The organism is Bradyrhizobium rifense, assembly GCF_008123425.1.
Classification (GTDB): domain Bacteria; phylum Pseudomonadota; class Alphaproteobacteria; order Rhizobiales; family Xanthobacteraceae; genus Bradyrhizobium; species Bradyrhizobium rifense.
Genome location: NZ_VSSS01000071.1, coordinates 25,422 through 46,749 on the forward strand (window position 1 = coordinate 25,422; position 21,328 = coordinate 46,749).

General features: G+C 62.2%; 13 protein-coding genes and 2 pseudogenes. 10 read left to right on the top strand and 5 right to left on the bottom strand.

Going from position 1 to position 21,328, the window contains the following annotated elements; translation table 11 throughout:
• The first annotated feature begins 199 nt into the window (after positions 1–199).
• Positions 200–1,291, top strand: coding sequence for a type II asparaginase (locus FXB40_RS40170; protein WP_148777799.1), 1,092 nt, complete (start codon positions 200–202; stop codon positions 1,289–1,291).
• Between the two features lie 10 nt (positions 1,292–1,301).
• On the opposite strand, the gene FXB40_RS40175 is transcribed toward FXB40_RS40170, so the two are convergent.
• Entirely contained in the window at positions 1,302–2,177 is an 876-nt protein-coding gene (locus tag FXB40_RS40175; protein ID WP_148777800.1) for an MBL fold metallo-hydrolase, read from the bottom strand.
• A 254-nt stretch (positions 2,178–2,431) separates the two neighbouring features.
• Between FXB40_RS40175 and FXB40_RS40180 the strand changes: the two genes are divergently transcribed.
• Together FXB40_RS40180 and FXB40_RS40185 are read left to right on the top strand one after the other, a co-directional pair.
• Complete coding sequence (locus FXB40_RS40180) at positions 2,432–4,648, top strand: alkaline phosphatase family protein (protein WP_246208259.1); 2,217 nt, start codon at positions 2,432–2,434, stop codon at positions 4,646–4,648.
• A gap of 145 nt (positions 4,649–4,793) precedes the next feature.
• Positions 4,794–5,204 carry a hypothetical protein gene (locus FXB40_RS40185; protein ID WP_148777801.1) on the top strand — a complete coding sequence of 137 codons (411 nt, stop codon included), beginning with the start codon at positions 4,794–4,796 and terminating at the stop codon, positions 5,202–5,204.
• Positions 5,205–5,208: 4 nt separating this feature from the next.
• Here FXB40_RS40185 and FXB40_RS40190 read toward each other — a convergent pair whose 3' ends face one another.
• Positions 5,209–6,831, bottom strand: coding sequence for an ABC-F family ATP-binding cassette domain-containing protein (locus FXB40_RS40190; RefSeq protein ID WP_148777812.1), 1,623 nt, complete (start codon positions 6,829–6,831; stop codon positions 5,209–5,211).
• A 123-nt stretch (positions 6,832–6,954) separates the two neighbouring features.
• Positions 6,955–8,514: a multicopper oxidase family protein gene (locus FXB40_RS40195; RefSeq protein WP_246208260.1), complete on the bottom strand. Its 1,560-nt coding sequence runs from the start codon at positions 8,512–8,514 to the stop codon at positions 6,955–6,957.
• Positions 8,515–8,808: 294 nt separating this feature from the next.
• Between FXB40_RS40195 and FXB40_RS40200 the strand changes: the two genes are divergently transcribed.
• The 5 genes from FXB40_RS40200 to FXB40_RS40220 all read left to right on the top strand — a co-directional run bounded on the left by FXB40_RS40200 (position 8,809) and on the right by FXB40_RS40220 (position 15,607).
• On the top strand, positions 8,809–11,580 hold the full coding sequence (locus tag FXB40_RS40200; RefSeq protein ID WP_148777803.1) for a xanthine dehydrogenase family protein molybdopterin-binding subunit: 2,772 nt from the start codon (positions 8,809–8,811) through the stop codon (positions 11,578–11,580).
• The gene (locus FXB40_RS40205) at positions 11,577–12,101 is read left to right on the top strand and encodes a (2Fe-2S)-binding protein (protein WP_148777804.1); all 525 of its coding nucleotides are present in this window, start codon (positions 11,577–11,579) and stop codon (positions 12,099–12,101) included. Before FXB40_RS40200 ends, FXB40_RS40205 begins: the two co-directional genes overlap by 4 nt.
• Before the next feature lie 11 nt (positions 12,102–12,112).
• Entirely contained in the window at positions 12,113–12,727 is a 615-nt protein-coding gene (locus FXB40_RS40210) for an Isoquinoline 1-oxidoreductase subunit (protein WP_148777805.1), read from the top strand.
• Positions 12,728–12,863: 136 nt separating this feature from the next.
• Positions 12,864–14,639, top strand: coding sequence for a B12-binding domain-containing radical SAM protein (locus FXB40_RS40215; protein ID WP_148777813.1), 1,776 nt, complete (start codon positions 12,864–12,866; stop codon positions 14,637–14,639).
• A gap of 149 nt (positions 14,640–14,788) precedes the next feature.
• Positions 14,789–15,607 carry a hypothetical protein gene (locus FXB40_RS40220; RefSeq protein WP_148777806.1) on the top strand — a complete coding sequence of 273 codons (819 nt, stop codon included), beginning with the start codon at positions 14,789–14,791 and terminating at the stop codon, positions 15,605–15,607.
• 510 nt (positions 15,608–16,117) lie between these two features.
• Here the strand turns inward: FXB40_RS40220 and FXB40_RS50220 are convergent.
• A pseudogene (locus FXB40_RS50220) lies at positions 16,118–16,225 on the bottom strand (GrlR family regulatory protein); the annotation flags it as partial.
• Between the two features lie 76 nt (positions 16,226–16,301).
• Here FXB40_RS50220 and FXB40_RS40225 point away from each other — a divergent pair.
• Both FXB40_RS40225 and FXB40_RS40230 read left to right on the top strand, forming a co-directional pair.
• Positions 16,302–17,580 (top strand): annotated as a pseudogene (locus FXB40_RS40225) (lipoprotein-releasing ABC transporter permease subunit).
• An 868-nt stretch (positions 17,581–18,448) separates the two neighbouring features.
• On the top strand, positions 18,449–20,233 hold the full coding sequence (locus FXB40_RS40230) for an adenylate/guanylate cyclase domain-containing protein (RefSeq protein ID WP_148777807.1): 1,785 nt from the start codon (positions 18,449–18,451) through the stop codon (positions 20,231–20,233).
• A gap of 252 nt (positions 20,234–20,485) precedes the next feature.
• Here the strand turns inward: FXB40_RS40230 and FXB40_RS40235 are convergent, their stop codons facing one another.
• Entirely contained in the window at positions 20,486–21,190 is a 705-nt protein-coding gene (locus tag FXB40_RS40235) for a hypothetical protein (RefSeq protein WP_148777808.1), read from the bottom strand.
• Between the last annotated feature and the right edge of the window lie 138 nt (positions 21,191–21,328).

A 21,328-nucleotide genomic window follows, 5' to 3' on the forward strand; every position in this document is an offset into this window, starting at 1 on the left:
AATTCGACCTCTCCCCAGCAAGCGGGGCGAGGTGAAGACAGACCTGTCGCCGCTCGCCGCCTCCCCGCGCGAGCCGAGCGGCCAAACGAAATCATCCGAAAACATGACAACCCTAGACAGACGCCGTCGGCTGACGGATCATGCAGTGCTGAGCGAAACGGGGCGCGTCGACAAGGCTTTCCAGCAAAAGGACGTCAAGATGTGGCAACTTCGAGTGCGTAATCAGATATTGGCAACATTGAGCTTGCTGTTCGCGCTGCTCATCAGTTTTGACGTCGCGAACGCGAGGGGCGTCGGTCTGCCTAACGTCATGGTTCTGGCAACCGGCGGCACCATCGCCGGCTCCGGAGCGAGCAGCACCACTGTGGTCGGTTACACCGCAGCCACTGTGGGCATCGAGACCCTCCTGAACGCCGTCCCCGAGCTGAAGACGGTGGCCAACGTCAAGGGCGAGCAGGTCTTCCAGATCGCCAGCGAGAACATGAACAATGACTACTGGCTGAAGCTTGCCAAGCGCGTCAACACGCTCCTCGCGCAGGACGACGTCGACGGGATCGTGATCACGCACGGCACCGATACGATCGAGGAAACCAGCTATTTCCTGAACCTGACCGTCAAGAGCAAAAAGCCTGTCGTCGTCGTGGGCGCGATGCGGCCGTCGACAGCGATCAGCGCGGACGGGCCGATCAACCTGTTCAATGCGGTGATCCTCGCAGGCAGTGAGGAGGCGGTCGGCAAGGGCGTGCTCGTCTCTCTCAACGATCAGATCAACGCGGCTCGCGACGTCACCAAGAACAACACCTCGACGGCGGACACCTTCCGCACACCTGAGCTCGGCTTTCTCGGCTATATGCAGGGAAACAAGCCGTATTTCTATCGTCAATCGACCCGCCGGCACACGGCGGACTCCGAATTTGACGTCTCTAACCTCGATGTCCTGCCGCAGGTCGATATCGTCTACGGCTACGCCAACATGAACCGGGTCGCGATCGACGCTTTTGTCGCCGCCGGCGCCAAGGGGATCGTGCATGCCGGCACGGGCGACGGCAGCCTTGCCCGGCCCGCGGTCGAGCCGGCTCTCGACGAGGCCCACAAGAAGGGTGTCGCGATCGTTCGCAGCAGCCGTGTCGGCAACGGCATCGTCGCGCGCAATGGCGAAGCCAAGGACGACGAACACGACTTCATCGTCTCGGATACGCTCAATCCGCAAAAGGCGCGCATCTTGCTGATGCTGGCGCTGACCAAGACCACCGACAGCAAGGAAATCCAGCGGATGTTCTACGCCTATTAGAGCATCCGCTCTATTCGCGCTTGAAGCGGTAATCAAAGGCGGCGCCGAACGGCTTGATCAGTCCAACCGTCGGCGCCGGAAAATGGATCGGCAGGATCAGCGTGTCGGTGTCGGCGACGGAGGCGAAGAACTTTCGCCGCGACACCGCCGACTGCTTCGCATCCCAATCGGGCTTCGCCGACCAGTCCGGCTCGCGGCATTGGATCTGGTGATGCATGAGGTCGCCGGCGACCACCGCGCGCTGTCCCTCAGAGAAAATATTCACGCAGCAATGGCAGGGCGAATGCCCGGGCGTGGGCGTCAGCGTGACAGTATCGTCCAGCGCATAGTCGTCGTCGACCAGCAGCGCCTGCCCCGCCTCGACGATCGGCAGGCAATTGTCGCGGAAGACCGTTCCCGGCGGATTATTGCCCTTGGCATTCTCGGCCTCCCAGGCCGCGTACTCGCCCTTGTGGAAGACGTATTTCGCGTCCGGGAATGTCGGCACCCAGCGGCCATCGCGTAACGTCGTATTCCAGCCGGTGTGGTCGATGTGCAGATGCGTGCAGAAGACATAGTCGATCTGCTCGAAGCCGATGCCGAGCGCCAACAATTCGTTGCGCCAGCGTTCCTTGCCGGGAAAATCGAACGGCGGCGGATGGCCCTTGTCCTCGCCGGTGCAGGTGTCGACCAAAATGGTGTAGCGCGGCGTGCGCACGACAAACGTCTGATAGGTGATGACCATCATGCCGCGCGCGGCGTCGAACACCTCCGGCTCCATCGTCGGCAGATGGTGCTTGAACACGCCGTCGTCATAAGCCGGGAAAAAATCTTGCGGCCGTCGCCACGGCCCTTCCCGCTCGATCACCGCATCGATGGTGATGTCGCCGATCCTCAACTGCTTCACGCGCCCCTCCCGATTTTTCTCAAGCGTAACGAACGAGTTCGCAGCGTTCAAGGCGCGTGAGCGCAGGCCTGCGTTGCCGGGTTCCCTTCACGCGCGCGACAGAGATCGAGTTGGACCCTTGCGACAACATCCGCGCAGCGACGCGCACGCGTCGCTCAAGCGTCATACGCGCGTCGTCGGCCGCACTCGATACTCGACGTGTCATTCCAGGTGAAACGCGCACAGATTGTGCAGCAAAAAACACGGGGCAGCACGTGGACAAGAAAAGGCTTCTCTCCCTGATATCGTCGCTCTCGCTGGCGGCATCGCTGGCTGGCACGGCCATGCCGGTTCACGCCGATCAGGATGGCAACGACCGCGATCGCGGTTCCGACAATTCGCGTGACCGGGATCACGGCAGACATCACGGACATCGCTCGCCGCCGGTGGTGCTCATCTCGCTCGACGGTGCCAAGCCTGATTTCATCCAGCAGTTCATCGCAGAAGGCGTGCTGCCGCGCGACGGTGGCCTAGCGCGGCTGAGCCATCATGGCGCGATTGCCGTGCAGAACATCACGGCCTCGCCCTCGCTCACCGCGGTCTCGCATATCGAAATCGCGACCGGCTCGACCGCCGTCCACAACGACATCCCCTCCAACACGTTCCAGGCGATCGTCGGGCCAGCCACCTCGAGCCTCAGCGGCTTTGCCGCGCCGATCGGCGGCTATCGCGAGAGCCCGCTCGGGCCCACGCCGCGGCCGACGGCCTTGCCGCTGTGGGTGCAATTGCGCCAGCAGGGCAAGAAGGTCGTCACCGCGACCTGGCCGGGCGGCGACGGCGCCGACATCTCGATCAACGGCACCGTGGTGCAGCCGGCGCAGCCGATTCGCGTCACCGACTATACCGTGCCGTTCGGCGCCTTCGGCGGCCTCGGCGCCCAGGGCTTTTCGCTGACCCAGACCGACTTCGCTCCCGATGCGGCGGTGGCCTCGGCGCTGCAGGCGGCCGGCCGCTTCTCGTTCAGCCCGGTGCTGGCGACAGCGAATCCGATCGAGAGCTTTTCCTGCGCATCGGCCTCGACCGCAACCTGCACCAGCGCGGCAACGCTCGACCTCAAATACGCGATCCGCGTTGCCGCACTCGACACCACCAACGACAACGTCGCGAACTACGACACGCTGGTGTTCTTCGACGCCACACGCGGTATCACGGCGGGACCGTTCGCGCCGCCGGCGACCGGACCGGCCTATGTCAAGTTCGGCGGCGAGAACGCGCCGTTCTTCTTCGATGGCAGCGGCTCCAAGGTCGGTGCGGCCTATTTCGTCTCGCAGCTCACGCCTGATCTCTCGGTGGTGCGCTTCGCCCGTTACGGCGCCAACTTCATTCCGCGCAACGCGCCGGTGCTGGCCGATGTCGACGACATCAACAACAGCATCGGGTTCTGGCGTCCGCAGGCCGATTTCCGCATTCCGGAGCGGCTGAGCCCGGGCTTCACCAACTTTCCCGATGTCGAGATCGAGGCGATGTTCGAGGACATGGTCAAGACCTTCGTGCGCTACCAGGCCGAGATCGGCGAGCGCGCGATCCAGAACCATCCCGACGCCGACCTCGTGATGGTCTATATCGAGCAGCCCGATGGCTCCGAGCATCAGTTCCTGCTCACCGACCCGCGTCAGGGCACCAATCCGAAGGACCCGAACTCGACCGGCGCCAACCAGGATCCCGCCAAGGTCGCGCGCTACGCCTCCTATATCCGCTTTGCCTATCAGACCGCGGACAAGGCGGTGAAGCGGATCATGGACGCGGCAGGCCCGGACAGCAACGTCATCGTTGTTTCCGACCACGGCTTTGCGCCGTTCCACACCTCGGTCAGCATGACCAACATCCTGAAGAATGCCGGCATCGACACCACCAAGGTGGCGATCCGCACCTCAGGTCCCGCGGCCAACATCTACATCAACCTGAAGCAGCGCGAGCAAGGCGGCACCGTCGATCCCGCCACCTACCAGGCGCTGCTGGCGCAGATCACCGCCGCCGTTCAGAACGCCGTCGACCCGAACCCGAAGTTCAACGGCTCGCTCGAGCAGGGGAAGATCTTCACCGTGGTCGAGACCCGTCCCGCGCAATGCGAGGCCGGGCTCGGGCAGTGCACCAGCAAGACCATCGGCCAGGATTTTGGCGATGTGTTCGCGCTGATGGCGCCGGGCTACAATTTCGACGGCATCCAAAACCCCGGCGTCGCCCGCCTCGGCGATGCGCCGTTCAATGCGGCCACGACCGCATTGTCGATGCCCAATTTCTACGGCGCCCACGGCCACGATCCGAAGCTGCCGGTGATGAGCGCGACCTTCATCGCCTCCGGCCCCGGGATCCGCGACAACACCACGATCCGCCGCATGCACAATCTCGACGTCGCCCCGACCATCATGCAGATCCTGGGCGTCAGGCCACACGGGGTCGATGGCGAGGTGCTGAACGAGATTTTGCGGTAGCCGCCGCAAACCCAACGGATGGGCGCCAATCAGCGCCCATCCTGCCTGGCCACTTGCGACCAGCGTCGCCAAAAGAAGCGGGCATGTGCCCTTGGCAATCTTCGTGCGAAAGTTACCATAGCGCACCGCTCTTTGGAGAGATGCTGTGGCGATGACGGTCGAATTGCTGACGCGAATGATCGGCTCGCTGCCGGCAAATGAAGACAAGGCGGCGGCACTCAATTTCCTGAAGCGATCGGATCTGACGCAGCCTGCCTCTGTGCCGGGAGCGTTGGACTACACGTCCGCCGAATTCTGGCTCCGACTACTCAGAAGACGGCAGGAGAGCACTATCAGAGCCGGCATCACTACACGTGGCTTTCCATCGCTACTAACTGCGCTGGAGAAGCTGAGTCCATCGGCTCCCGTAACCATCACGGTATACACGACCAGCGCAGGGGCCGGAAACTTTTGGTCAGATCAGGATGGTCGACTCGTGGGCTTCGTGCTCGTGGAACGTCGATCTCCCGAAGAAGAGCAAGAACGCCTGGAGTGGTTTCGGCGAAACCTCACGTAGCTCATTACGACCGCAACCCCGGCGCTTCCTGCCCGGTGCGCGCCACGTATTCCGTGTAGCCGCCGCCAAACTGGTGGATGCCCTCGGGCGTCAGCTCCAGCACGCGGTTGGACAGCGTCGCCAGGAAGTGGCGGTCATGCGAGACGAACAGCATGGTGCCTTCGAAATCCGACAGCGCGGTGATCAGCATTTCCTTGGTGGCGAGGTCGAGATGGTTGGTCGGCTCGTCCAGCACCAGAAAATTCGGCGGATCGAACAGCATTTTGGCCATCACGAGCCGCGCTTTCTCGCCGCCTGACAGCACCCGGCAGCGCTTCTCGACGTCGTCGCCGGAGAAACCGAAGCAGCCGGCGAGGGCGCGCAAGCTACCCTGCCCCGCGGTCGGAAACTGGTCTTCCAGCGACTGGAACACGGTGCGCTCGCCGTCGAGCAGATCCATCGCGTGCTGGGCGAAATAGCCCATCTTGACGCTGCCGCCGACGGCGACGGTGCCCTCGTCCGGCTCGCTCGCGCCCGCGACGAGCTTGAGCAGCGTCGACTTGCCGGCGCCGTTGACGCCCATCACGCACCAGCGTTCCCTGCGACGGATCATGAAATCCAGCCCGTCATAGATCCGCTTGGTGCCATAGCCCTTGAACACCTTCTTCAAGGCGACGACGTCTTCGCCGGAGCGCGGCGCCGGCAGGAAGTCGAAGGCGATGGTCTGGCGGCGGCGCGGCGGCTCGACGCGCTCGATCTTGTCGAGCTTCTTCACGCGGCTCTGCACCTGCGCCGCATGCGAGGCGCGCGCCTTGAAGCGCTCGATGAACTTGATCTCTTTCGCGAGCATCGCTTGCTGGCGCTCGAACTGCGCCTGCTGCTGCTTCTCGTTCAGCGCACGCTGCTGCTCGTAGAACTCGTAATTGCCGGTATAGGTCGTCAGCGAGCCGGAATCGATCTCGACCACCTTGGAGATCACGCGGTTGATGAACTCGCGGTCATGCGAGGTCATCAGCAGCGTGCCTTCGTAATCGTGCAGAAACTTCTCCAGCCAGATCAGGCTTTCCAAATCAAGATGGTTGCTCGGCTCGTCGAGCAGCATCACATCGGGACGCATCAGCAGAATGCGGGCCAGCGCCACGCGCATCTTCCAGCCGCCGGAGAGTTTTCCGACGTCGCCGTCCATCATCTCCTGGCTGAAGCCGAGGCCGGACAGCGCCTCGCGCGCACGACCATCCAGCGCATAGCCGTCGAGCTCCTCGAACGCGTGCTGCACCTCACCATAGCGGGCGATGATCTCGTCCATCTGGTCGGCCTTGTCGGGGTCGGCCATCGCGGTCTCGAGCTCGTGCAACTCGGCTGCCACCGCACTCACCGGTCCCGCCCCGTCCATCACCTCGGCCACGGCGCTGCGGCCAGCCATCTCGCCGACGTCCTGGTTGAAATAGCCGATGGTGATGCCGCGATCGGTCGAGACCTGCCCTTCGTCGGGCAGCTCCTCGCCAGCGATCATCCGGAACAGGGTGGTCTTGCCGGCGCCGTTCGGACCGACGAGGCCAATCTTCTCGCCCTTGTTGAGGGCGGCCGAGGCTTCGATGAACAGGATCTGGTGGCCGGCTTGCTTGCTGACGTTGTCGAGGCGGATCATGAGGTCTTTTTGGGGGAATTGTTGCGTTGCGGCGTAATAGGCCATGCGGGCCGCCAGGGGAAGCCCGGCCGGACCCGGATTCCGCCCCGCCGGAGCCCAAATTCCGCCAATTCGCCTTGAGGTTTAGGCCTTATAGACCTCGACCGTCTGCATCATCCCCATCTCCTCATGATTCATCATGTGGCAATGGAGCATGTAAACGCCGGTGAAATCGAGAAAGCGCGAGCGGAACACCACCTGGCCGCCCTTGCGTTCCACGATCACGGAATCCCGCCATTCGGGCACGGCCAGAGCCTTGCCGTTGACCGAGACCACCTGGAACGGGTTGGTGTGGATATGGAAGACGTGGTCGTCATGCTCATGGGTGTTGACGATGGTCCACTCCTCGACCGCGCCGAGCTTGACCCGCTGGTCGATCCGGCCGGGATCGAACTTCTTGCCGTCGATGAAGAAGCCGAATTCCTGCCAATGGCCGGCGGCGTCCGCTTCGGGCGCGGTTGCCGACAGCACCACTTTGCGGCGGTTGGTGATCTCGGTGTCCTTGATGCTCGCGAGCGGCGCAGCCGGCAAGGCGCCCGGCAGCTTCATCTCCATCGGCGCGCCTGACACCACGATCCGCGCCAGCGGCCCGACCGGTGACGGGTGGCCCTGGTCGTAAGGCGCGGCGTTGAGGGCGTAGGTGCCGGGTCCACCTGCCTTCACCAGAATGTCCGCGCGCTGGCCGGGCGCGATCAGCAGCTGCTTCAGCTTCTGCACCGCGCCGAGCTGGATGCCGTCATACGCAATCGCATGCAGATCGTGCTTCTCCAGATCGAGCAGCATGTCGTCCTGATAGGCCGCATTGAGGATGCGCCAGCGCTGGACCTCGCCGGGTCGCATCTCGATCACAGGACGGCGCTGGCCGTTGATCGCGAGGAAACGCGTCGCCGTCTCCGGAAACAGCGTCTCGAAATTCTCGATCATGCCATTGGCGTCGTGGACGACCTGGGTCAGCACCAGCAGCCGTTCGCGCGCGGTCGTGATCTCGGGCACGCCGGCGAAATCGCCCTCGACGATGAGCGCGCCGACCATGCCGCTCGACATCTGGATGTCGGCGCTGCCGTGGTGGTGCGGGTGATACCAATAGGTGCCGCTGGTGTGGTCGGCCGGCAGCGCGATCTCGATATTGTAGCTGTGCCCCGGCGCCATCGAGCGCATGACGTTGTCGGCGATCCCGCTCGGGCTCGCATGCGCGCCGTGGAAATGGAAATTGGTGTTGTTGAACTGGTGCGGATGGCTGATGTCCGCCGGCAACCCGTCGCGGTTCGGCGGCAAATCGTTGATCAGCTTGATCCGCAGCGTCTCGCCGGGCTTCATGCGCAGGGTCGGGCCGGGACTGCCGCCCTCATAGGACCTGACATAGAGCCTGACGCCGCCGATCTGGCGATAGGCGTAGGCGCAACGCAACGTCGTGCTCAGCACGCCATTGACCGACCTGCGCACCTCGGGCTCGACCAGCGGCTGGTCCATGGCCGGGACTGCGGCTTCCGGCACCATGCCCATCGTCGGCGACATGTCGGCGGAGTGGGCCGCGCCCGCGTGGTCGTGCATGGCATGCTGGGCCCTGGCGGGGCCTCCAATCAGCGACAACGCTCCGGCCGCGCCGAGCAACTGCCGCCGCGACAGCCCCGCTGTGCCCGCCATTGTGCGCTCCGGAGAGCCGTCGTTCGGATCGTGCTGCATGCGTTTCCGCCCCTTGTGTTGCGAACCGTCTTATTCGATTCGACCGCAAATCAAGCGGGAAAACCGTACTTCTCAATCCGTGCACACACGGAAAGCAAGCCGTCTTCATCGGATGGTAACGCGCCGTCAGTTTCTATTTCGCAGTGGCGAATCATGACAGCTTCAGGCCAGCGTTGGCGCGTACCCATTTCAAAGCTCATGGCCGCGATGCCGTCAGCATCGTGAGTCCAAGAGACCTTGTACAAGGATGAGACCATGCGGCCTTCGCGACGCGAGTTCGTGAAGTGGTTATCGGCGGGCGGCATCTCGGTCAGCCTGTCGCATCTTGCTGCGGCGGCGAACGCGCCCTTCGCGGCCCATGAGATGCTGCCGGGACGCGGCAATTTCAACCCGGCGACAAAGGGCGCCGGCCGCGTCGACGGTGTCGCAAAAGTCACCGGCGCAAAGCTCTACGCTTCTGATTTCCGCGCCAATGACCTGCCCGGCTGGCCGCAGACCACCTCGCACGCGATTTTGGTGCGCGCCAATGACGCCACGCATGTCTACACCGGCATGGACCTCGCCCGCCTGTCGGGACCGCTCAAGCCTTCCGTCATCATCACCGCCAGCGATCTCGACCACATCGGCACAGAGGTGCCGGAGTTCTATGCCGGCGATCTGTTCTGCCCGCTCGGCAAGACGCCGCTTTATCTCGGACAGCCGGTCGCACTGCTGATCTTCGAAAAATTTGACGCCTTCGACCAGGCGCGGCTCGTGCTGCGTGACGGCACCTTCGTGAAATTCGGCGAAGAGACCGGCCCGGTGATCGCGCCCGATTACGGCTCCTACCGCTTCACCCGCGTTGCGGGCCCCTCGCCCGACAAGCCCGACGTCTATTCACCGATCCAGGCCGGCTGGGTCTCGCCCAAGAAGGTGCAAAACGCCGCACTTCCGGTGTGGTCCCCGCTCGCCAGGGAGATGCCGGCCGATTACGTCAAGGCCGCAAAGCTCGGCGACCAGATCCGCAGCGAGCTTGCCGCAGACAATGCCTCGCTTCTCGTGCTCGACCGCGAGTTCGAGACGCAATCGGTCGACCCGATGTTTTTGGAGCCGGAGTGCGGGCTCGCATGGTACGCCGGCAAAGGCGGCAATCTCGAGCTGGTGCTCGGCGTGCAGTCGCCCTATGAGGCCGCAGAGTCACTCGCGCATCTGCTCGGCAAGGCGCATCCGCCCTACAAGCCCTCGCATATCAACGCGCAGTTCGCCCATGTCGGCGGCGGCTTTGGCGGCCGCGACCACACGCCGTTCATTCTCTATGTCGCGCTCGCCGCGATCTGCTTCCCCGGCAAGCCGGTACGGCTTGCGCATGATCGCTACCAGCAATTCCAGGGCGGCATCAAACGCCACCCGATCAAGATGCGCTCGCGCATCGGCATCGACCGTTCGACCGGCCTGATCAAGGCGTTTGCCGCCGATCATTTGCTCGACGGCGGCGGGCTGCAGAATTTTTCCGCCAACGTCGCGGTGGTCGCCGCCACCGGCGCGATCGGCATCTACGACATCCCCAAGGTCGACGTCACCACCATCGCGCTGCATTCGCGCGGCGTCACGGCCGGCTCGATGCGCGGCTACGGCACGCTGCAGACCATGACTGCGCTCGAAGCGTTGATCGATGAGGCCGCAGGCGAGCTCAAGCTCGACCCGATCGAATTCCGTCGCCGCAATGCGCTCAAGCAGAACGGCCGGACCATGACCGGCAATCCCTATATCGTCTCGGTGCGCACGCCCGAAATCCTCGACAAGCTCGAAAAACATCCGATCTGGCAGCAGCGCGCCCAGCTCAGGCAAACCACGGGCGATCGGCTGGTCGGCACTGGGGTGGCCTGCGTCACCAAGGATTACGGCTCCGGCGCGGATTGCTCGCTCGGCCGTGTCGAGCTCGGCCCCGACGGCAAGATTTCGATCTACTGCGACCATGTCGAGATGGGCAACGGCATCGGCACCGCGCTGGCGAATCGCGTCGCCGGCCATCTCGGCGCCATCGCCGACGAGGTGTCGGTCGCGCGCGTCGACAGCTACGACGTGCTCGGCCTCGTCACCTCGGGCGATCCCTACACGATGGACCAGAAGACGCAGGATGCGGCTGAGCGCAATCCGCGTTGGGTGCCCTCGATCTCCTCGGCGACATCGGCCTCGATCGGCGCCCATGTCGGCACGCATTCCTCCGCCGAAGCCGCCCGCGTCATCTTCCGCTTCGGCCTGTGGCCCGCCGCACTCGAACTGTGGCGCATTCCCAAGACCGATCCGCGCGCACGGCAATGGGCCAATGCGAGCTGGCAGAACGGCCAGCTGACGATGCCCGGCCTCCCGCCACTGGCGCTGCCGGCGCTCGCCGCAACCGCGCATGCGCGCGGCTTCGTCACCGGCGCGGTCGCGCATAGTTTTTCGCGCTGGGCCTGGTCACGGGCGCGCTTTCCTCTGTTCGGCGAGCAATACCGCGCCGACATCGACGCGCTCGCGATCCGCCGGGGCGACACCAGGTACGAGCGGATCAACCGCGTCAGCGTCAAGTTTCCGCCGACCGACAACAACCGCATCGGCACCGCCTACACCTCGATGTGCGGCACGCTCGTCCGCGTCGAGATCGAGCGCTCAACCGGCGCGCTTCGCATCGCCAAGGCCTACAGCGTGTTCGAATGCGGCACCGCGCTGGTGCCCGAGGTGGTGATGGGCCAATCCCATGGCGGCTTTGCCATGGGCGTCGGCTACGCGCTTCTGGAGACGTTGCCGCCGTTCGAAGGCGGGCCCGGCAACGGCGAATGGAATCTCGGCCGTTACCTCGTCGCACGCGGCTCCGACCTGCCCTTGCGCGATCTCGAGATCGAGATGTTGAAGCCGCTGACACCCGACGAAGCGCCCAAGGGCATGGCGGAGGTCGTGATGATCCCGATCGTGCCGGCGCTGATCAACGCCATCCACGACGCCACCGGCCACCGTTTTCGCGCGCTGCCGGTCACGGCGAGCCTTTTGAAGGGAGTTTTGGCGTGACGACCCTCAGCCTCACCATCAATGGCCAAAAGCATGGTCCGATGGACGTCCGCGACGATCTCTCGATGAACGATTTTCTGCGCGAGATGCTCGGCATGACCGGCACAAAATTCGGCTGCGGCGCCGCGCAATGCCTGAGCTGCGCCATCATTGTCGACGAGCCGGATGGCTCGAGCTGCACCAGTCCGACCTGCGTCGCACCCGCAGTGAATTTCGACGGCAAGTCGATCCGCACCGTCGAAGGACATGCCAAGGACGGTCAGCTCTCGGCCCTGCAACAGGCCTTCATCGATCACTTCGCCTTCCAGTGCGGCTATTGCACCGCGGGCTTCCTCAACGAGGGCCAGGTGCTGCTCGAACGTCTCGCGCGCGCGCCGGTCGCCCGGGAGGCGCTGGAGCAGACCATCGCGGATGCGCTCGACGGGCATCTCTGCCGCTGCACCGGCTACATCAAATATCACGAGGCGGTGCGCGACGTGATCCTCGCCGATTCAAACCGCTACCTCGTCGCCACCAAATGAGTGCGCAAGGGATGATCACCACGCGCTTCAAGCTCATGGCCGCGATGGCGGCGCTGACGAGCAGCCTGTGCGCCGGCTACGCCGCGTCGGACACGACGAGCCACGCCCTCGCCCCGCCCGAAAGTTTTGCGAACATTGCCGACACCGAAAAGCGCTCGGCCGCGATCTTCACCGAACTCGGCAAGGTGCTGACGCATCCGCGCTGCACCAACTGCCATCCGGCCGGCGACAGCCCGCGGCAAGGCGACACGCCCCGCATCCATCAGCCGCCGGTGACGCGCGGCGCCGACGGCCATGGCCTCGAGGCGATGCGCTGCCACACCTGCCACCAGAAGGCCAATTTCGAGCCCGGCCGCATTCCCGGCCATCCCGAATGGCACCTCGCCCCGCGCGAGATGGCCTGGGAAGGCAAGACCATCGCCGAGATCTGCGAGCAGATCCGCGACCCGATGCGCAACGGCGGCCGCAAGGTGGAAGCGCTGGTCGACCACATCGGCAAGGACACCCTCGTCGGCTGGGCCTGGAAGCCCGGCTTCGGCCGCTCGCCCGCGCCGGGCACGCAAGAGCAGGCTGGCGCGCTGGTGGAGGCCTGGGTGAAGACGGGAGCGGCGTGCCAGGCGCCGTGATGTCGCTGACAACCCCATAGTAGACGTGTTGCGATCTGTTGCCCGATGTCAGCCTTTCCTCAATGCGGGCATCTTACCCCAACAGAATTTGCCAAGACGTGCTAGAGAGCGAGGGTCTCGAAAAGAGGAAGCGATGATGTCGGCTTCGGTCCTTCAGCCAAAACGCCGCTTCCAGCTCGTGATGATCAAACCGTCACATTACGGCGAAGATGGATATGTGATCCGATGGTGGCGGGCGACCATTCCCTCCAATTCGCTTGCCAGCCTCTATGGAATTGCGCAGGAAAGCCTGGCACGTCGCGTGCTGGGGCCCGATGTCGAGATCGACATCGAAGCGATCGACGAATTCAGCGCGCGCGTTGACATTTCAAAGCTGGTCGCGCGCCTTTCGCGGCACGATAATTTCGGCTTGATCATGCTGGTCGGCGTGCAGTCGAACCAGTACCCTCGCGCTCTGGATATTGCCCGTCCGCTACGCGATGCCGGCATTCAGGTCGTGATCGGCGGCTTTCACGTCTCAGGTTGCCTGTCGATGCTCGACGGCAGCGCGGTCGATCTGGATGCCTGCCGGGCGATGAAGGTTTCGTTGTTCGCCGGGGAAGCGGAAGGTCGCTTCGATACGATCCTGCGGGATGCCGCTGCCGGGCGGCTGGAACCCATCTACAATTTCCTCAAGGACCTGCCCGGCATTGAAGGTACGCCGGCGCCCTTCCTGCCCATCGAGAACGTGCGACGGACCTTGGGTCTGAGTACCAGCTTCGATGCCGGACGCGGGTGCCCCTATCAATGCTCTTTCTGTACGATCATCAATGTGCAGGGCCGCAAGTCGCGCTTCCGCACACCTGATGATATCGAGGCGCTGGTCCGCAGCAACTGGAAGCAAGGCATCTGCAAATATTTCATCACCGACGATAACTTCGCGCGCAACAAGCACTGGGAGGAAATCCTTGATCGCTTGATCTGGCTAAGGGAATCCCAGGGTATTCCTCTTGGGCTTCTCATCCAGGTGGACACGCTTTGTCACAAGATTCCGAATTTTGTCGAGAAAGCAAAACGCGCGGGCGTCACGCGCGTGTTCATCGGGCTTGAGAACATCAATCCCGATAATCTCCTGGCGGCGAAGAAGAGACAGAACAAGATCACTGAATACCGCAAGATGCTCCTGGCCTGGAAGGACCACGGCATTTTGACGCTCGCTGGATACATCCTGGGTTTCCCTGCCGATACGCCTGACTCGATCCGCAATGATATTGCAATTATCCAGCGTGAGCTGCCGATCGACATCCTCGAGTTCTTTTGCCTGACCCCGTTGCCGGGCTCGGAGGATCACAAGAACCTCTGGACGATCCAGACTCCAATGGATCCCGATCTTAACAATTACGACCTTGAGCACGTCTGCGCCACGCATTCCCGCATGTCGGAAGATGAGTGGAAAGCGATCTATCGGGAGGCCTGGGCGCTCTATTATACGCCGGAGCACATGAGGACGCTGCTGCGCCGCGGTGCGGCGACCGGCGTCAATTTAGGCAGCCTGGTGAAGCTGCTCATGACCTTCTCGTTGAGCCAGAGGCTCGAGAATGTCCATCCGCTGCAATGGGGCGTCATTCGCTTGCGCCATCCCTCCGAGCGGCGTCCGGGTCTTTCGGCCGAGAGTGCCTTCTGGTTTTGGCCGCGGCTGACAATTGAGATCGCAGGCAAAACGGCAATTGCACTTGCCGCGTTGTCACGCCTTGCCGTCCAGGGAATCAAGATCTCCCGCGACCAAAATCGCCTGAAATACACGGATCAGGCCCTGTCTCGCGTCAGCGACGATGACGCAGATTCACTCCAGTTGCTGACGCAAACTTCGAGCGCAAAGCAATCTGCAGCTCATCAGAAAAAAATCTTCAATCTCACGCACGGCGTCGGATAAAATACGATGACAGTGCACTAAACTCCGCTCGACTCCCGTCTGGTTAAGTGCACCGTCACCGTAATTCGAAGGCGGTGGGGTGAGCGAGGCTCCTCCACACGCCAGCTATGATATGTTGTGCCTTTCTTCATCGCAGGAGACAGACTGACGTGTCCGACACCCAGAAGCTGACGCCCGCATTCTCGATGCCTGGGCGCGACCTGCTGAGGCGAGAAATATTTAAAGGACTGGCGGACAGAGCGGCTGGCCGCGTCAAAGATCTCGATGCTGACGCCATCCTTGCCAAAGGAAAGGAGCTATTCCAGAAGCGCTCAATCTCCAATGTAAGGCAATTCGGAGTTGATGGTCGAAAGACGCTCTTCTTGCTGCTTCTCCTTTTCGCGATCCCCGCGGACGACTGCTCCGCGCAGACACCGCCGCCGCCAGTCGACGAACATGCGTTCGAGCGCGTGCCACCGACGGTCGTGAAGAGATTGGCGACCCGCTTTTCGCTAGGCGCATTCGCCGGCCGCTTCGAAGAGACGCGGCTCGGCGCGGTCCGCGAAGCCGTGGGCGAAGGGACCATCCAACACCAGGGCGACGCTGGAGGTAGCATCTATTGGCTGTGTTATCGGCGCGCGCAGCATCGATTATGGGTCGTGTCCAGCGGAGAGATGGGCGGCCCGGACCATCTCGTCACAGAGATCGTTGAAGAGCTCACCGAGAAAGACACCGAGACCTCGACCGATTGCGGCATCATTCCGGAAAAGTTCTCGCCCGTCGTCTTCGACAGCAAGCTGCATTTAGGTATGTCGCGTCAGGAGGTAATCACGGCGCTGGGACCGCCGTCGAAGTCGGAACCTGCTCAGATGGTGTATTATCACGAGGGAAAGCTCGCAGACGGTTTCGATGAGACCGCTTGGCTCATTCTCCGATTTCGTGAGGACAAGCTCGTGTCCATGCGCGGCGGCAAGACCACGACGAATTGAAGTGGCTGCTAGCAGCGTTCATGCTTCACAGCGTGATGCGAGCGAGTCACGCTCGCTCCCGCACGATCCCCATCACATACCCCCGCTTCTCCACCACCTTCGGCGAAAGCAAGCCAAGGGCACTTGGTCATCCACTTTGGCTTCGATGCCCCCGAAGCAGCGGCCGAACTGACCCAAGGTGATGAGCAGCCGAGATCAAAAGTTCGACGTTTGCGGATGCGATTGAATCCGTCTGTCGCCTCATGTCGCCCTTGAAGGGTAGATCGGACCTGCCTAAGAGCGGTCCATAACGACGCGATTGGCCCATCGCGACATATTGCGCTGCCGCACGAACTCGGCCGCTATAGGGGAAAAGCGGACATTGCGTTCGTCGCATCACGTCGCCGGGTTTATGGGTACACGGCCTGGTCTTGTCTCTTCCCTATTGGCCCAAGGCCGACATCCAGACGCCAGGCTTTAATGCCGCCTTCTGACAGCAAAACGAACGCGACGACTTGGTGAGCACACGCCCTACGCCCGCCGCATCAGCCTGAGCGAGGCCGCCAGCCGCAAGCTGCGCTTACCTGCGAGCGCGATGCCCTCGAGCTCGCCGCTGTCCGACGTGCAGGTGCCGCAGAATACAGCCGGCCGTGAAGCAACACGCCACTCTAGCAAATCCAATCACAACGGGAGAGAATGACGGTCCGATCGGATGATGGACGAGACAGTGATGGATTCGCCGCAAGCAGGACCCTTTGCGCCGTTCGAGTGGATGCTCTCGGCGCGCTATCTACGAGCCCGCCGCAAGGAAGGGTTTGTCTCGGTCATCGCGGGATTCTCGTTTCTGGGTATCATGCTCGGGGTCGCCACGCTGATCATCGTGATGGCCGTGATGAACGGCTTTCGCACAGAACTCCTGGGCAAGATTCTCGGGTTCAACGGGCATATTGTGGTGCAGCCGCTGGAAACTCCGTTGACGGACTGGAAGGATGTCGCCGAGCGCATCAGTCAGGTGCAGGGCGTTCGATTGGCGGTGCCGGTCGTTGACGGCCCGGCCCTGGCCTCGTCGTCCAATGCCTCCGGCGTCCTGGTGCGCGGCATCCGGGCCGCCGATCTTAATCAACTTCCCTCAATCGCCAACGGCATCAAGCACGGGTCACTCGAGCATTTTGACGAGGGCCAGGGCGTCGCCATCGGCCAGGGCCTCGCCGATCAACTCTCTCTCCAAGCCGGCGACAGTATCACGCTCGTTGCACAGCGGCGCGGTGACGCCGATGGGCGTGATGCCGCGCGTCAAGAAATACCTGGTCGCCGCCGTGTTCGAGATCGGGATGTCCGAATACGATTCGGGAGTCATCTTCATGCCGATCGCGGAGGCGCAGGCTTTCTTCAACCGCAATCAGGACGTCACCGCGATTGAGGTGTTCACGACCAATCCCGATCGGATCGACCTGTTTCGCAAGACGGTCGCGGAAGCGGCTGGCCGACCGATCTTCCTGGTCGACTGGCGACAGCGCAATGCGACCTTCTTTGGCGCGCTCGAGGTTGAGCGAAATGTGATGTTTCTGATCCTGAGCCTGATCGTCCTTGTGGCCGCGATGAACATCGTGTCCGGCCTGATCATGCTGGTGAAGGACAAGGGCAGCGACATCGCGATCCTCAGGACAATGGGCGCGTCGCAAGGTGCTGTCATGCGAACGTTCATGATCACCGGCGCTTCGATCGGCGTGGCGGGCACGCTGGCCGGCTTCGTCGCCGGGCTTCTCGTCTGCGCCAATATCGAACAGATCCGACAGTTCATGTCCTGGTTGACGCGCACCGACCTGTTTCCGCCAAAACTCTATTTTTTGTCCAAGCTGCCGGCGGATATCGATCTCGTCGAGACCGCCGCGGTCGTGATCATGGCGCTGACCCTGTCGTTCCTCGCGACGCTCTACCCATCGTGGCGCGCTGCACGGCTCGATCCCGTCGAGACTCTGCGACAGGGAGGCTAGTCGCGGCGATGACGTGCAGCGGCGACATGATGTCGTGTCGATAAAATACGAATGCATAAGCAGGCGCCCTGGGCCCGCGGCATCTGCCGTGAGCGAGGCAGCAAGGCGCGCAAGGACCACCTGCCTGACAAGGCGCCAGGTGAGTGCTCATTGGCATCGGCTTCCTGAGCAGGCCGCGCCGCTCAGTCGTCATCGATGGCTTATGAGCCGGGACTTCTATCCATTCGCCCACCACGACCAACAACGGAGTATCACGAGCAAGCCCAGCATAGCCCTTACCAGCCACAATAGAATCGCTGTGCGAGGATCGCCACGCTGGAAGCTTTGGGCTCGGAAAGGAAACAAGATCAATCGCGTATTGGCATCAACGCGCTCAAGAAGCGCGACAATCGATCCGGGCCAAGTCCATATGAATAAGGATGGTCGGCCGAGCTTTTCCCATATTGCCGGATGAACCAAACGCAATCGGCGCAGCAATAGTGCAACGAGTATGAGGGCGATCGGAAGCCCGACCATCTCTGTGACGAATGCCCAAAGTGGGAACGTTGATCACGGCGGGAGATTTCGAGCGTCGGCGCATATGCCCCATGCGGTTAGGGGCGGAATTCGGTGGGCTCTTCTCGACCGACCGCGAGTGCCCGCCGTCTTCCCCGATTATCCCAAGCCGTTATCTGCAATCGCCGTGATAGATGAGCCAACTCTCCTGTCGGGCGCTGCGGCCGCAGCGTCGGGTAAGACGGGGCATGGCCCTATCAAGCGCCAGACGGCACCGGGATTCGGGATTGGATCGCCGCCACCTATGGGCGTCGGGGGTATGGCATCGGGTATGAACCCGTCGTACAGTGCCTAGCCGGTCGGATTAGATGTCATGGCGCAAGAGTTACCAGTCAGGGTTGAGCGCAAGTTGGCGGCTATATTAGCCGCTGATGTAGCTGGGTACTCGCGACTCATGCACCATGACGAGGAAGCCACGCACGCAAAATTGGCGGCGGTCCTTACGGACGCTGTCACGCCTGCGATCTCCGCACATGGGGGCCGCGTCGTTAAAAATACTGGCGACGGGTTCTTGGCTGATTTTCCAAGTGCTGTCGAAGCTGTTCGATCCGCCTTGCAATTCCAGAACCGCATCAAAGAACTTACATCGACCGATGCCAAAGATGAACGGATTGCCCTCCGCGTCGGCATCAACGTCGGCGACGTCATAGTTGAACCGCACGATATTTTTGGAGATGGCGTAAACATTGCGGCGCGGCTTGAGAGCATAGCAGAGCCCGGCGGTATCTGCATCTCCGCAGCCGCTTACGAACATATTCAGGGCAAGATCGCCGCTGGCTTTATTGATATGGGCGAGCTGAGTCTCAAGAACATCGACCGCCCAGTGCGAACTTATGCTGTTGTGCCGCATGAATTAGCGACAGCGACGGCGGGCACTCGATCTTGGCCGAACTCGATTTTATCACCTCTCTCGATTGTTGTTTTGCCGCTTGCGAACCTCAGTGGCGACCCCGATCAAGATTATTTCGTTGACGGCGTGACTGAGAGCCTGACCACGGATTTGTCACGCATCCGCGGTTCACTCGTCGTTGCCCGCAATACTGCTTTTTCTTATAAGGGCAAATCTATCGACATCCGGCAGGTGGGCCGCGAACTGACCGTCCGCTACGTGCTTGAAGGGTCCGTGCAACGGGGCGGCAACCGCTTTCGGGTGAACGTTCAGCTCGTAGATGCACAAACCGGAAACCACCTTTGGGCCGAACGCTTCGACAAGCCTCTTGCCGACCTCCTCGACATGCAGGATGAAATCGTATCGCGGCTCGCCAATACATTGAATGCCCAACTTATTGCAGCCGAGGCGGAGCGAGCGGCGCGCTCGTTGCATCCCACCGCATTAGATTTGTATTTCCAAGGAATGGCTCGTTGGAATAAGCGCTGGACTTTGGAAAATATGGTGCAAGCGCGGGACTTTTTCGAGCGTGCCCTTAAGCTCGATCCCGATCATGTTGAAGCGCTGGTGGGTATCGCCTCTATCGATATGTCAATCGCTGGCTTTTTGCTCAGTGACAACGTTGATGAGCATTTTGTTGTGGCTGAAAGGGCGTTGGTTAAGGCCTCCTTGGCCCCGCACTACCCTCCCGCTCACGCGTTTTTGGGCTGCCTGCAATTGTGCACTAACCGGGCCGCACAAGGCATAGCTGAGTGTGAGTACGCGCTGACACTGAACCCGAACTTGGCCGACGCCCATGCTTTCATTGGTGTCGGCAAAATACATCTCGGTCGCGCCGCAGAAGCGGAAGCCGATATAAATGAGGCATTTCGTTTGTCGCCTCGCGATGAAGGCGCGCACCGATGGATGTGTTGGATTGGGTTCGGCAAATTTGTACTCGGAGCTGACGACGATGCTGTCGTCTGGTTACGTCGAGGTCTGAAAGCAAACCCAAATTATCCTATAGGGCATTTTCAGCTCGCCGCTGCGCTCGCGCTTATCGGAAAGCTGGATGAGGCACGGGTTGCCGCGAAGGAAGGGCTTGCGTTAGACCCATCGTTCACCATCCGTCGGATGAAGAACAACGCGTTTAGCGATGATCCGATGTTTCGCGCCGCGGGCAAGCGCAGTATTCAAGGCATGCGCCTGGCTGGTCTGCCAGAGGGCTGAAGCCGTAGACAAGGTGCGGTCCCTGTATTGGCTTGAATTTAGTCCCACGACATCGCAGGCCGATGGTCGTACAACATGGCCTAGAAAACTTGGTGACGGTTCAGCACGCTTAGCCCCCCGGCCTCCTGTGGAGGCGCCACAATCACCGGTGCGGGAACGGATGAGCGCGTGGTTGATCGGCCGCTTGGCGCCCGATCACAAAATAATCGCCGATTTCCGGAAGGACAATGGCGCGGTATGTGAGCAGACGCCCTACGCCCTGCGCATCAGCTTGAGCGAGGCCGCCAGCCGCAAGCTGCGCTTGCCTGCGAGCGCGATGCCCTCGAGCTCGCCGCTGTCCGACGTGCAGGTCCCCGAAAAGCCGATCCCGACCTCGTAGCCGCCGAACACGGGATTGTCGCCCTTCGCCGGCGTGTGCTCCTGGTTGAGCATCTCGCCCTTCCATCGGCCGTCCGCCGAGGAATAGGAGCCGAGATAGTAGAAGAACGCATCGCCGCCGAGGATGCGGCCGTCGATCAGCAGCATCACCCCGGAAAGCCCGGCATCGACACCATCGAGCGCGCGCAGGCTCATCCCATAGAGTCCGTTGGCGATGCCACCCTGCCCGATCGTGCCGCGTGGCGGCAACGCGCCATCGTCGAGCCGCGTGAGGACGGCCCAGAAATTTCCGCCCGGCATGGTGTCCGCGCTGCCCTCGAGACGGATCTGGTCGCCATCCAGCCGGCCGCGCGCGCCGATCGTGGCGACGTCGGCGCCCATCAGCGGCTTGTAATGGGGGTCCTCGTTGTGGCGCTCGGTGATCACCTCGGCAATGATCTCGCCGTCCCGCTCGGAATAGGTGCCGAGATGCGCGAAGGCGGAATTGCCTCCCAGCATCTTGCCGTCGTGCAGGCACATGATGCTGCGCCCGAAAGCGTCGTGGATGCCGTATTCAACCTTGTAGAGTCCGTCGAGCAATGTCTTGAACCCGCAACATCAAAAGGAAATGCGGACTACCTAGCACCGTCGCCGCACCGATGCCATCCGGCTTATCCGCGCAGGCCGCTCGCAGAGCCGATCGTGCCATGATGCCAGCATGCGCCTGTTTTGCCCGAC

Excerpts from the sequence above, each read along its gene's own strand:
- FXB40_RS40170 (WP_148777799.1), top strand. The coding sequence starts at position 200 with ATGTGGCAACTTCGAGTGCGTAATCAGATATTGGCAACATTGAGCTTG.
- FXB40_RS40190 (WP_148777812.1), bottom strand. The coding sequence starts at position 6,831 with ATGATCCGCCTCGACAACGTCAGCAAGCAAGCCGGCCACCAGATCCTG.
- FXB40_RS40195 (WP_246208260.1), bottom strand. The coding sequence starts at position 8,514 with ATGGCGGGCACAGCGGGGCTGTCGCGGCGGCAGTTGCTCGGCGCGGCC.
- FXB40_RS40200 (WP_148777803.1), top strand. The coding sequence starts at position 8,809 with ATGCGGCCTTCGCGACGCGAGTTCGTGAAGTGGTTATCGGCGGGCGGC.
- FXB40_RS40210 (WP_148777805.1), top strand. The coding sequence starts at position 12,113 with ATGATCACCACGCGCTTCAAGCTCATGGCCGCGATGGCGGCGCTGACG.
- FXB40_RS40215 (WP_148777813.1), top strand. The coding sequence starts at position 12,864 with ATGTCGGCTTCGGTCCTTCAGCCAAAACGCCGCTTCCAGCTCGTGATG.
- FXB40_RS40230 (WP_148777807.1), top strand. The coding sequence starts at position 18,449 with ATGGCGCAAGAGTTACCAGTCAGGGTTGAGCGCAAGTTGGCGGCTATA.